The sequence below is a fragment of the Variovorax sp. GW821-FHT09D07 genome (assembly GCF_059416345.1).
This window is the reverse complement of sequence record NZ_JBWKOY010000001.1, coordinates 926996-940979: the sequence shown is the minus strand read 5'-3', so window position 1 is coordinate 940979 and position 13984 is coordinate 926996. Positions and strand designations below refer to the sequence as shown.

The window sequence follows — 13984 nt, the reverse complement described above, 5'->3', positions numbered from 1 at the left end:
CCGGACCTTCGCTGTCATAGCTCGGTAGTCCACGGGCCCTTGCGCTTCGTGGCCCCGATCGAGCAACGAAACACGAACCCATGGAAGTCCGCATGCAACGCAGCAGCCGCCGCACGGTGTCCCGGCGCAATCCGCCGAACGCGTCCTCTTCTTCTTATTCGTCCGCCGCATTCGCGCAGGTCCGGCTCACGCCGCTGGTGCGCGCCATCGCGCTGCTGCTGGCCGGCGGCGCCGCGTTCGACGGCGCGCAGGCGCAGCAGGCGTTCAGCGGCGCCTGGATGGCGCAGAAGAACATGGCGCAGAGCACCGCGCTCGCCACCGGCCGCCTGCCCAACGGCCTGCCCGCCGCGATGCTCGCGGGGCCGCAGGCGCAGCAGCAGCGTGCCAATGAACAGCTGCAGCAGTCCCTCGGCAACCTGAACCTGGCGGCGCGTGCCATCGCGGCGCAGCAGTCGGCGCAGGCCGCGGCGCGCGCCGCCGCGCAGCACGATCCGTCGGTGCCCGACGGCCTGGCCGAAGGCGGCCTGAAGGTCGACACGAACGCGCTCACCGCCGGCTGGCACAACGCGCGCCCGCTCACGACCGATTCGCAGCGCCAGGCCGCGGGCCGCACCGTGGTCACGGTCGAGCAGACGGCCGACAAGGCGATCCTCAACTGGGAGACCTTCAACGTCGGGCGCAACACCACGGTGAAGTTCGACCAGCAGGCCAGCTGGTCGGTGCTCAACCGCGTGAACGACCCGAAGGCTCGGCCTTCGCAGATCCAGGGGCAGATCCAGACCGACGGCACGGTGATGGTCGTGAACCGCAACGGCATCGTGTTCAGCGGCAGCAGCCAGGTCGACACGCGCAACCTCGTGGCCGCGGCCGTGGGCATGAGCGACGCGCAGTTCAAGCGGGGCCTGTACAGCGAAACGCGCGGCAGCGCCCAGGTGCCGGTGCTGGCCAACGATCTGGTGCTCCACGCCACCGGCGCCACGCACGGCGCGGCCACCGCCGACGTGGTGGTGGAGCCCGGCGCGCGCATCGCCACGCGCCGGCCCACCAGCGTGACCGAGGGCGGCGGCTACGTGCTGCTGGCCGGGCGCGAGGCGCACAACCACGGCAGCATCACGACCGCCAACGGCCAGACCGTGCTGGCCGCCGGCGACGCCTTCGTGATCCGCAAGGGCATGGGTACCGACGGCAACAGCGACTCGAGCACGCGCGGCAACGAGGTCGATCCGCTGCGCCTGGCCGGCAGCGCCGCCGGCCGCGTGCGCAACACCGGCCTGATCGCCGCGCCGACCGGCGACGTGACCCTGGTCGGCAAAACCGTGGAGCAGCAGGGCGTGCTGCTGTCCAGCAGCTCGGTCAACACGCGCGGCACGCTGCACCTGCGGGCGGTGGGCGAGGCCGGCGAGGCGCGCGTCACGCTGGCGCCGCAGAGCACCAGCGCGATCGTGCTGGAGAACGACGGCGCGACCGCGCTCGACGTGCAGCGCGACACCCTGCTGAAGGACTCGATGCGCCTGAGCGACGGCGGCTACAACCGCCGCGACCAGTCGCTGGTGAAGATCGACTCGGCCGGCGACATCGACTTCGACGGCGGCTCGCTCACCCTGGCCACCGGCGGCCAGGTGCAGGCGCGCGCCGAGCGCCGCACGCGCGTCGCCAGCGGCGCCGCCATCGACGTGGCCGGCGCGGTCGGCGTCGGCGTGGCCATGGCGTCGAACAACGTGAAGATCAACGTGCAGGGCAACGAGCAGCGCGACGCGCCGCTCAACCGCGACGGCAAGCGCCTGAACAACCTGGACATGTGGATCGACCGCCGCGACCTCGTGCGCGTGGCGGCCGGCGTCAACGGCTACGCCGGCGAGCGCTGGTACACCGGCGGCGGCCTGCTGGAGGTCGGCGGCTACCTCAACACCGACGGCCACACCGTCGGCGAATGGGCCGCGTCGGGCGGCACGGTGGCCTTTGCCGGCGGCGAGTTGGTCACGCAGCGCGGCTCGCGCATCAACGTGGCCGGCGGCACGCTCGACGTGCAGACCGGCCGGCTGCAGCAGAGCTGGCTCAAGGGCCCCGACGGGCGCCTGTACAACCTGTCGACCGCGCCGGCCGACATCGTCTACACCGGCCTGTACCGCGGCTTCGAGGACGAGCACGCGCGCTGGGGCAAGACCACCACCGGCTACTTCTACAACCCGCTGATCGCACCGCGCGAGCGACTGGAAAACGGCTACACCGTGGGCCGCGATGCCGGCCAGGTGCAGGTCGGCACGCGCGCCGCGGTGCTCGAAGGCGACATCGACGCCACCGTGTTCCAGGGCGAGCGCCAGCAGCGCAAGCGCGATGCCGGCCTGGACAGCTACCGCCAGCTGCAGACCGCGGCCCCGCTGGCCGGGCGCCTGGTCATCGGCGGCGTGGCGCCGGTGTACGACGCCGCCACCGGCCTGCTGCGCGACAACCCGTCCGCGCGGGTCGACCGCGTCACCTTCGCCGAGGCGCCGATCTCGCCCGCCTCGCTGGCCGACGCGCTGGCCGCCGGCGAGGCGCTGCCGAAGGACCTCGCGGGCCACGTGCGCATCGACAGCCAGTGGCTGCAGCGCCAGCGCCTGGGCGGCGTCGTCGCCTATGCGAACGACACGGTGGCGGTGACGTCCGCGCTCGCGGTCGCGCCCGGCGGCAGCATCGCGCTGCACGCGCCCACGGTGGCGGTGGAGGCCGACCTGGTCGCGCGCGGCGGTAGCATCGCGCTGGGCGACCTGGTCAGCCGCTTCGCCAGCGCCAACGGCGGCAGCTGGGTCGACATCTCCATTGCCGACGTGCTGCCGGTCGGCTACGCGCCGCGCGTGGCGGTGGGCGAGGGCGTGCGGCTGGATGCGCGCGGCCTGTGGAGCCACATCGCGCAGTCGCCCGATCGCATCGAGGGCCTGCCCTATGTCGATGGCGGACAGGTCACGCTGCGCAGCACCGGCGACGTGGTGCTCGGCGCGCGCAGCCTGGTCGACGTGTCGGGCGGCGCGGCCCTGCTGGCCGGCAACGAACTGCGCGGCGGCCGTGGCGGCGACGTGACGCTGATGGCGGCCCAGCCCGGCAACGATGGCGCGGGCCCGGGCACGCTGCGCATGGACGGCGAGGTGCGCGGCCACGGCGTGAAGGGCGGCGGCAAGCTGACGCTGGCCAACGGCGCGGCCATCGGCATCGGCGAACTGCCCGCCGGCGGCGACGGGCAGCTCGCGGCCGGGCGCAGCAGCACCGTGCACCTGCGGCTGGCCGGCGACTACGTGATCGCCGCCGGCAGCGAGATCCCGATGGACTTCGCCGTCACGGTGTCGCGCGCGCTGCCGGGCGAGGCGCTCAAGGAGAGCGTGCAACCCGGCGTCAGCAACGCGCGCACCGTCATCACCGGCGCCGACTGGGTGGTGCCGCCGGGCACGCAGGCGTTCCTGCTCGACGGCAAGGGTTACGAGCCGGGCCAGACGGTGCCGGCCGGCAGCGTGCTGGCGGCCATCACCCTGCTGGCCCAGGGCTACGTGCTGCCCAAAGACGTGTTCCCCTCGGGCCTGCCGATCCCGCCCAAGACCACGTCGTACAAGGCCGGCACGGTGGCCGCCGCCGACACCGTGATGCCCGCGGGCACGCCGATCGTCGCGGGCACCGCGCTGCCGCGCGCGGTCGCGGTGCAGCCGCTGCTGCGCCTGGACACCGACTTGTTCCACAGCGGCTTCGCGCAGTACACGGTGCGCGGCCAGGACGGCGTGGCCGTGGCCGACGGCGCGCGCGTGGACGTGCGCATGCCGGTGCAGCGCTTCGACCCCGTCGCTGGCGCGCTCGCGCCCACCGGCGCCGACCCGTCCATCGCGCTGCCGCTGTGGACGCCGCCGGTGTACCAGGACGATCCGGTGAAGCAGAAGCTCACCCAGCGCGCCGGCGCCGACCTGACGCTGGAGGCCGGCACGCTCTACCAGCGCGCGCCGCTGGTGGTGGGCGAGGGCGCCCACATCGCGCTCGATCCCGGCCGCACGCTCACGCTGCGCGGCAACGACCAGATCACGGTCGATGGCACGCTCTCGGCCTGGGGCGGGCGCGTCGCGCTGCTGCCGGGCGATCACGGCATGGGCAACGCGCGCAACCTGGCCGACGGCATGCCCAACGCGCGCTCGTACTGGATCGGCGAGCACGCGCTGATCGACGTCGCCGCGCGCCCGGTGGTGGCCACCGACGCGCGCGGCCACCGCTACGGCCAGGTGGCCAACGGCGGCACCATCGAGATCGGCGGGCGCCACGTGCTCGATGCCACGCAGCTGGACGCGGCCGATGCCTTCGTGGTGCTGCGCCCCGGCGCGCGGCTGGAGGCCTCGGGCACGTCGGCGACGCTCGACCTGCCGGGCCGTGGCGCCACCGAGGTCGCCAGCCATGGCGGCACCATCGCGCTGAGTTCCTTCCGCGGCCTGTTCCTGGACGGCGACATGCGCGCCGCAGCGGGTGGCGCGGGCGCGGCCGGCGGCATGCTGGCGCTGAACCTGGACACGCCCCTCTACGGCACGGTGGCGCGCTACAACCTGAAGGGCGAGAACGTCGACGACGCGGTGCGCGTGCCGCGCGAGATGCTGCTGGCGCAGGTGCAGGGCCGCAGCGCGGTGGCCGACGCCGCGGGCCTGCGTCCGGGCCAGGCGCACGGCGCGCTGGCCTACGGCACGGCGCGCATCGGCGTCGATCGCATCCACGACGGCGGCTTCGACAACCTGTCGCTGCTCAGTCACGGCATGCTGTCCTTCGACGGCAGCGTCGATCTCTCGCTGGGCCAGAGCCTGCGCCTGACCACCACCGCGCTGGCCCTGGCCGAGGCGTCCGCGCCCGATGCGCGCGTGACGCTGGCTGCGCCTTACATCCGCCTGGCCGCCAGTGGGCGCACCCAGATCGACGACTACATCCTGCCCAACCCGGTGCTCGGCTCGCGCAACGCGGGCGGAGGGGCCGGCACGCTGGGCGTGCCGCTGGTGTCGGCCGGCAGTTCGCTGCGGCTGGACGCGCAGCTCATCGACCTGGCGGGCATGGTGCAGCAGGGCGTGCGCGGCACCATCGTGCGCAACGTGCCCGAGGACCTGGTCGTGGAGCGCAACGCCTTCGACCGCACGCTGCTGCGCAGCAGCGGCGACCTGCGTTTCTCGAACAACGCCAGGTTCTACGTGCCGGGCGACCTCACGCTGGCGGCGGCGCAGATCTATCCGGCCACCGGCGACAGCGGGCTGGTGCAGGTCGGCCAGCGCAACGTCATCGACAAGTGGGGCACCCGCCAGGCCGAGATGGACATGAACCGCCGGCTGGTGATCGAGCGCGTGGGCGATACGCCGGCCATGCCGCAGTCGGCCTTCGGTTCGCTCACCTTCCACGCCGCCCACATCGAGCAGCGCGGCGTGCTGCGCGCGCCGCTGGGCGGCATCGCGCTGGGCAGCGTCTTCGGCGACACCGCCACCAGCACCGTGCAGCTGCATGCGGGCAGCCTGACCTCGGTCAGCGCCGACGGGCTGCTGATGCCCTACGGCGGCACGCAGGACGGACTGACCTATCTCTTCAACGGCAAGGACGTGGCCTACCGCGTGCCCGGCGTCGGCCCGGCCATCACGCTGTCCGGCCACGCGGTGGACGTGCGCGAGGGCGCGGTGCTCGACATGTCGGGCGGCGGCACGCTCACCGGCACCGCCTTCCTGGCCGGGCGCGGCGGCTCCACCGACGCGCGCATGCACCCGCTGGTGCAGGTGGGCGCGCAGCGCAAGGGCTTCGTGCTGCCCGGCCTGGCCACCAACCCGGTCTATGCCATCGTGCCGGGCGTGCAGCCGCTGCAGGCGCCGCTCGGCGCAGAGAAGGGCGCGAGCGATCCGGCACTGGGCCGGCAGATCACCGTCGGCGCCGGCGTGCCTGGCCTGGCGCCGGGCCGCTACACGCTGATGCCGTCCACCTACGCGCTGCTGCCCGGCGCCTTCCGCGTCGAGCTCAACGGGCTGGCCACGCAGGTCGGCGCGCCGGGCAGCGCGACGGCGATGCGCAACGGCTCCTACACCGCGCCCGCGCAATTGGGCGTGGCCGGCACCGGCATCCACGACGCGCTGCCGCTGCAGGCGGTGTTCACGCCGGGCGACGTGCTGCGCACCTACGCGCAGTACAACGAGACCGGTTATGCCGACTTCGCCGTGGCGCAGGCGCTGCGCGACGGCGTGCCGCGCCCGCTGCTGGAGCGCGACGCCAAGGCGCTGCGCTTCCAGTTCGGCCTGAAGGGCTCGGCGGGCGAGATGCCCGGCGAACCCGCGCTGCGCTTCGCCGGCACCGCGCGCTACGCCACGGTGGGCGACGGCATGGGCGGCACGGCGCTGGTGATCGGCGGAACGGCGCGCTCCTTCGAGGTGCTGGGCGACGGCGCCGCGCCCACGCCGGACTTCAAGGGCACCTCGCTGCATGCGCGCGACCTCAATGCCATCGGTGCCGCGCAGCTGGCCATCGGCGGCGCGCCGGCGGGCACCTTCGTGCAGGACGCCACCGCGGCCGACCGGCTGAGGGACGCCAACCGCCTGGGCTTCAGCAGCGCCGCCGAGGGCATCGTGCTGCGCGAGGGCGCGGTGCTGCGCGCGGGCGAGGTGTTCCTGGTCACCGACCGCCGCGACTCGGGCATCACCGTCGAGTCCGGTGCCGGCATCGACACGCTGGGCCGCGGGCCGGCGGCCTGGGACTCGCGCCGTGGCTACATCTACGAGCCGGGCTTGCGCAGCGTGCTGGCGGTGTCCAACGGCTGGATCGACATCCAGCCGCCGTCCGCGTCCAGCGGCGGACAAACGGGCCCCGGCCGCATCGACATCGGCGTGTGCACCCCCAGCGGCAGCTGCAGCGCCGGCGCGCGGCTGTATTCCGAAGGCACCATCACCGCCGCCACCGACCAGGCCTTCACGCTCGGCGAAAGCACGCGCTACGGCACGCGCAACCTGGTGCTGGCGCTGGGCGGCATCAACGTGGGCGGCGAACGCGCGCTGGGCGACGCCGCCGCACGCGGCGCGCTGCCGCCGGGCCTGACGCTGAACCAGTCGGTGCTCGACCGCCTGCTGCGCGGCGACACCAGCACCGGCGCGCCGGCGCTGGAGAACCTCGTGTTCACCGTGCGCGACGCGGTCAACTTCTTCGGCTCCACGCAGCTGTCGACCATCGACCCCGCCACCGGCCGGTCGACGATCTCGCGCCTGATGCTGACCACGCCCGCGATCTACGGCTGGGGCGATGCCGACAGCGTGGCGCGCATCCACACCGACGCGCTGGTGTGGAACGGCACGCGCACGCCGCCCGGCCTGGTGGCCACCGGCGGCGCGGGCACCGGCAGCGGCCGGCTGCAGATCGACGCGCGGCGCATCGAACTGGGCGCCGCGCGCGACATGCGCGTGGACACCGTGCACGACATGGACCGGCTGGTGCTGGGCTTCGGCGAGGTGCAACTCAACGCGAGCGAGCAGGTCACGGCGCGCCAGAAGGGTTCGCTCTCGGTCTACCAGTCGCAGGGCGCGTGGGACGAGGCGGCCAAGGGCCATGTGCGCACGGGCGGCGCGCTGCGCATCGACACGCCACTCTTGACCGGCGAGGCCGGCTCGGTGATGCGCTACACCGCCGGCGGCGACGTGCGCGTGGCCGCGCCGCAAGGCATGCAGCCGGCCGCGACGACCGACGTGGAGGCGTCGCGCGCGCTGGGTGCCGAGATCGCCATCGACGGGCGCAGCGTGACGCTCGACACCGCGGTGGTGCTGCCCAGCGGCAAGCTGGTGCTGCGCGCCGAGGGCGACGTGCAGCTGCACGACGGCGCGCGGCTGGACCTGGCCGGCCGGCGCCTGCGCTTCTTCGACGTCGACAAGTACAGCTGGGGCGGCGACGTGGAGATCGAAAGCCGCACGGGCAACGTGCGCCAGGCACAGGGCGCGCAGATCGACCTGTCGGCGCAGAACAACCGCGCCGGCCGGCTGGCCGTCACCGCGCTCGGCGCGGGCGCCGGCCAGGTCGAGCTGCTGGGCCGCATTGCGGGCGGCAGCAGCGGCGAGTACGACGCGGGCGGCACGGCGGTGCCTTACGCGGCCGGGCGCATCGACGTGCGCGCGCAGCGCCTGGCCGACTTCGCCGGCCTGAACCGCCGCCTGACCGACGGCGGCGTGGTCGGCGAGCGCAGCTTCCAGCTCAAGCAGGGCGACCTGGTGGTGGGCGACGAGCTGAAGGCGCGCGAGATCAACCTCTCGGTCGACGGCGGCCACCTCACCGTGGCCGGCACCGTGGACGCCGGCGGCGTGCAGGTCGGCAGCATCCGGCTGGCGGCACGCGACGGCGTGACCCTCGCCGGCAACGCGCTGCTCGACGCGCACGGCACGCGGCTGCGCGTGGACAGCTACGGCCAGGCCATCGAGGCGCCCAACCGCGCCACCATCGAGATCGACAGCGGCAAGGGCCGCCTCGTGCTGGAGAGCGGCGCGCGCATGGACCTGCGCGCCGGCACCGACGGCACGCCGCGCGCCTTCGGCACGGTGGAACTCAACGCGCCGCGCCTGGGCGGCGCGCGCGGCAACGACATCGACATCGACGCCGGCGGCACGCAGCGCATCGAGGGCGCGCGCACGATCACCGTCAACGGCTTCTTCCGCTACGACGACGCGCCCACGGGCACCGACCCGGACATCAGCGGGCGGCCCTACCAGCGCATCGACCAGGCCTACCTGCAAGCCAAGCACGAGGACAGCACGGCCTTCATGCGCAACGTGCTGGCCAACGGCGCACTGGTCGACGGCCGGCTGGCCGGCCTGCGCGCCTACGGCGATGCCTTCCACCTGCGCCCCGGCGTGCAGATCGTGAGCCGGACGCCCGACGGCGACCTGCAGATCGACGGCGACCTCGACCTCTCGGCCTTCCGCTACGACAGCCTCAACGCGCGCACGCAGCGCACCGGCGTCTACGGCTCGGGCGAGGCCGGCGCGCTGGTGATGCGCGCGGGCGGCAACCTGAAGATCCACGGCAGCATCAACGACGGCTTCGACACCTCGGCGCTGCCGGCCACGCGCGACGACGACGGCTGGGTGCTGCTGAAAGGGCGCGTGCCCTTCGGTGGCGACGTGGTGGTGCCGCGCGGCGGCGTGGTCACGCTGGCCGAGAACACCTTCCTGCAGCCCGGGCGCGCGCTCAACTTCCAGGCGCCGCTCAAGGCCATGAGCCTGGCCGCCGGCACCGTGCTGCCGGTGCGCGCGGTGCTCACCGAGGGCTACACGCTGCCCGCGGGCACCGTGCTCGGCGGTGCGGTGCGCGATGCGTCCGGCCAGGTCCTTCATGCGGCCGGCACCGTGCTGGCGCAGCCGCTCGTGCTGGGCGCGAACATGCAGCTGGACCCCGGCGTGCGGCTGGCGGGCGCGGCCAAGGTCGGCCCGATGCTGTGGCCGGTCGGCGTGCCGCTGCCGTTCCCCGACGGCGCCGTGCTGGACGTCAACCAGCCGCCGTTCTACCGCTACAACGGCCCGGTGCTGGCGCGCGAGGTGCCGCTGCAGCGCGGCGCCGTCATCCCGGCCGAGACGGTGGTCGTGCTGCCCGGCGGCGCGGCGTCGGTGCGGCTGCGCCTGGCCGACGGCGACGGCAACCAGGGCCGCAACTTCGCCATCGCGCCGATGCTGGCCGAGGGCTCGCAGTCGTGGTCGATGCGCCTGGTGGCCGGTGCCGACACGCAGGCCGCCGACAGCCGCGCGCTGCAGCCGCGCGGGCCGCAGCGCGACCTGCTGCTGGCCGACACGCACTACGGCAACGCCTTCACGAAGCAGCTGGTCTCCGGCGGCAAGGTGTGGTCCTGGAACCAGCAGGCGGAGGACGAAGGCCTGGGCGGGAAGGGCGTGATCCTCACGCCGGAGGAAGTGTCCTGGGGCATGTGCGACATCGGCTATTGCGACCTGGTCTCCGAGACCCCCGAGGTCTGGGACTTCAAGTCCTACCCCGTGCGCCAGCCGCTGTTCAGCGTGGTGCGCACCGGCACCGGCGACCTGGACCTGCTGGCCGGCAACGACTTCACGCAGCGCTCGCCCTACGGCATCTACACCGCCGGCACCCGCGCCGCGGCGCGCGCGGACGACGCCGACTTCCACCTGCCGCGCGCCAAGGGCCCGCAAGGCACGGTGCTCAACGGCGGCTACGACATCTTCGAGCAGTTCGTCGACAGCCAGAGCCTGTACCGCGCCTGGTACCCCGACCACGGCGGCAACCTGCGCATGCGCGTGCAGGGCGATGCGCGCGGCGACACCATCGGCGTGCGCGGCAACATGCGCCGCACGACCGACGAACTGGGCGTGTTCCGCAAGCAGATGCCCAGCGCCATGCTCGGCAACTGGCTGTGGCGCCAGGGCACCGGCAGCGTGGTGCCGGGTGCCGAGGGCGTGCCCACCGCGTGGTGGGTCAACTTCGGCAGCTACGTCGCGGGCCACGAGGGCACGACCTACGACCTCGGCGGCCTCTGGCCCTACCTGGTCGGCTTCACCGGCATCGGCACGCTGGGCGGCGGCAACCTGGTGTTCGAGACCGGCGGCAACGCCGGGATGATGGAGCAGATGGGCGACCACAGCGCCACCTACGTGGCACGCAGCCAGGGCCTGCATCTCGCCGTGGGCAGCACCGGCCGCGTGACGCGCGCGGGCGAGCTGCTGCTGACCGGCGGCGGCGACCTGGACGTGCGCATCGGCGGCACGCTGAACCCGGCGCCCGAGGTGCGCGCAGTGCCCGCCAGCACCACCTGGCAGGCCGGCAGCCTCCAGCGCTACGACCGCATGCGGCTGGACCTGAACGGGGTCTTCGCCAACCTGCGCGGCGCGCTGCGGCTGGAAAGCGGCGCGGTGGGCGGCATCGAGCTGGACTTCGGCACCCCCGGCCCGAAGGACTCGCGCGCGCTCAGCCCCTACGTCGCCGGCTCGTCGATCGCCTCGGGCGGCCCGGTGCTGATTCCCGGCGATGCCGGCGTGCGGCTCGACGCGCGCGGCGACCTGGTGCTCGGCGGCGTGGCCGATCCGGGGCGCGTGCCCACGCTCACGCACGGCACGCCCTTCAGCGCCAACGGCACGCAGCACCCCGGCGAAGGCTGGACCTGGTTCTCGCTGTGGACGCCGTCGACCGCGATCGACCTGTTCAGCGCCGGCGGCAACCTCACGCCGACGCTGGGCTGGACCGACCTGGGCGATCGCACCAACCACCAGGCGACCGACGGCCGCTTCGTCTACCCGGCCGTGCTGCGCGCGCTGGCGGCCAGCGGCAGCCTGTACTACGGCAGCGCGAGCTCGGGCGTGCGCGACGAATCGAGCAACGGGCCGGTGCTGTCGCCCTGGAGCCTCACGCTGGCGCCGTCGCCGGTCGGCCCGCAGTACGCGGTGAAGCGCACCGCGCAGCTGGAGCTGCTGGCGCGCGACTCCATTCACGCGGCGGGCTACACCATCACGCCCTCGGGCGCCGATCCGTCGCGGCTGGTGGACCCGTTCCAGCCGGGCTTCGCCGCGCTGGGCGGCGAACTCTGGTACGGCCGCGAGCTGATCCACAACACGGCCGCCGACGCGCTGCTGCCCTCCATTGCACTGGACGGCCAGAATTCGTGGCTGCGCTTTCCGCTGTTCACGCTCACCTCGCCCAGCGTGGCCGACGTGGCGCCGGCGGGCCAGCCGCCGTCGCGCTTCTATGCGCTGGAGGGCGACATCGTGGGCCTGCGCACCGGCTCGATCGTCTACCGCGGCTCCAACACCGGCGTGGCGACGCCGAACGGGCTCTGGTACGAAGGGGCGGGCCCGGTGGCGATCCGCGCCGGGCGCGACATCGTCGGTGCCGGCACCGCGCTGGGCGAGGTCGATCTCGTGCCGTCGGAGGGCGCGGGCTGGCGCGGGCGCGACTTCCCCGGCCGGCCGGAGCTGCCGCCGCAGCCGCAGACGCTGAACGCCGCCTCGGCGCGCGGCAACCTGATCGTGCACCGCCACGCCGACGACGTGTCGGTGGTGGAGGCCGGGCGCGACATCCGCAACAGCAGCTTCCACATCGCCGGCCCCGGCGAGCTGGTACTGAGCGCCGGCCGCGAGCTGTACATGGCCGACAAGGGCGAGCTCAAGAGCCTGGGCGCCATCGTCAACGTGAAGCCGGGCGACCGCAGCAGCGGTGCCGGCATCTCGGTGGCGGTGGGCGTGGGCCGCGACGGGCCGGACTGGGCCGGCTTCGCCGCGCGCTACCTCGACCCCAGGCGCCGCGCCGCGAGCGGCCAGCCCTTCGCCGACCAGCCCGGCACCGCGCTGTACAGCTACGGCGGCGAGCTCACGCTGGCCGGCTGGCTGTCGCAGCAGTTCGGCTACGGCGGCGACGAGGCCGCTGCCGATGCCTACCTGAAGCGCAAGCAGGCCGAGATCGACGGCCAGCGCAGCGAAGGCGGCGGCAGCACGCGCCGCGACCTGGTGCGCGAGTTCGGCCTGGCCGAAGGCCTGCACCTGGTGAACTGGCTGCGCGACCGCTTCGGCGGGCGCAACAGCCAGGGCCGCCACTTCGACGCCGCCACCATGGACGCGCAGGCCTTCTTCGCCGCGCTGCCGCCCGAGCAGCAGCAGGTGTACCTGCGCAACGTGTACTTCGCCGAGCTGCGCGCCGGCGGGCGCGAGTACAACGAAGAGGGCGGTCCGCGCCGGGGCAGCTACCTGCGCGGGCGCGAGGCCATCGCCACGCTGTTCCCCGCGCAGGGCGCCGACGGCGGCGCGCGCCGCTACCAGGGCGACCTGACCATGTTCAGCAGCGCCAACTACTACGCGAGCAGCTCGGACCCGTTCACCAAGCGCCCGCAGGCCGGCAAGAACTACCTGCGGCGCGACGCCTGGACGGCCGCCGGCCGGCCCAGCGACATCGGCGTGTACGACGCGCTCGATGCCGGCATCCACACCAACTTCGGCGGCAACGTGAACATCCTCGTGCCGGGCGGGCGCACGCTGGTGGGGGTGGACGGCGGCTTCGTGCCGGGCGAGGGATCGGGCGTGCTGACGCAGGGCGCGGGCGAGGTGCAGATCTATTCGCTGGACAGCATCCTGCTGGGCCAGAGCCGCATCTTCACCACCTTCGGCGGCGGCATCCTGGCCTGGTCGGCGCAGGGCGACATCAACGCCGGGCGCGGCTCCAAGTCGACCGTGGTCTACACGCCGCAGCGGCGCCTGTACGACGACGCCGGCAATGTCAGCCTGTCGCCGACCACGCCCAACACCGGCGCCGGCATCGCCACGCTGAACCCGATCCCCGAGGTGCCGCCGGGCGACATCGACCTGATCGCGCCGCTGGGCACCATCGACGCGGGCGAGGCGGGCATCCGCGTGTCGGGCAACGTGAACCTGGCGGCGCTGCGCGTGGCCAACGCCGAGAACATCCAGGTGCAGGGCAAGTCCACCGGCGTTCCGGTGGTGGCGGCGGTGAACGTGGGCGCGCTCACCAACGCCAGCGCCGCCGCCTCGCAGGCCGCCACCGCGGCGCAGGACGCCGTGCAGCGCGACCGCGCGGCGCAGCGCCAGGCGCTGCCCTCGGTGTTCACCGTGCGCGTGCTCGGCTTCGGCAACGAACCCGCGGGCGGCGAGGGCGGTGGCGGCGGTGCCGGCCGCGAGCGCAGCGGCGCGGCCTACGACCCCAGGGGCGTGGTGCAGGTGCTCGGCGCGGGCGCGCTCACGACCGCGCAGATGCAGTCGCTCACGCCGGGCGAGCAGCGGGGCCTGAAACGCTGAGGCGCTGAACCTTTGCGCTACCCGCGCAGGCGGAAAAAACAGAAGGGCCTCCCATGCGGAGGCCCTTCTTCTTATGTGCGCGAAACCCACCGCGCCGGGCCTCGTGCCGATTTCTTGATGAAGTTTTCGTGACAAACGACAGTCGCCGCGCACGCCGTGCGTCTAGGTATCGGTACGCAGCAGCGACATGAAGGCTCTCCACCATGAGCCGCTGCCACGCGAGCTTCATCCTTGAG

At 73.8% G+C, this 13984-nt stretch carries 1 protein-coding gene; it reads left to right on the top strand.

Annotated features, from left to right (window positions below; all coding sequences use genetic code 11):
• Nucleotides 1–92 precede the first annotated feature (92 nt).
• Nucleotides 93–13748: a filamentous hemagglutinin family protein gene (locus tag AC07OX_RS04270; RefSeq protein WP_495259979.1), complete on the top strand. Its 13656-nt coding sequence runs from the start codon at nt 93–95 to the stop codon at nt 13746–13748.
• The last annotated feature ends 236 nt before the right edge of the window (nt 13749–13984 follow it).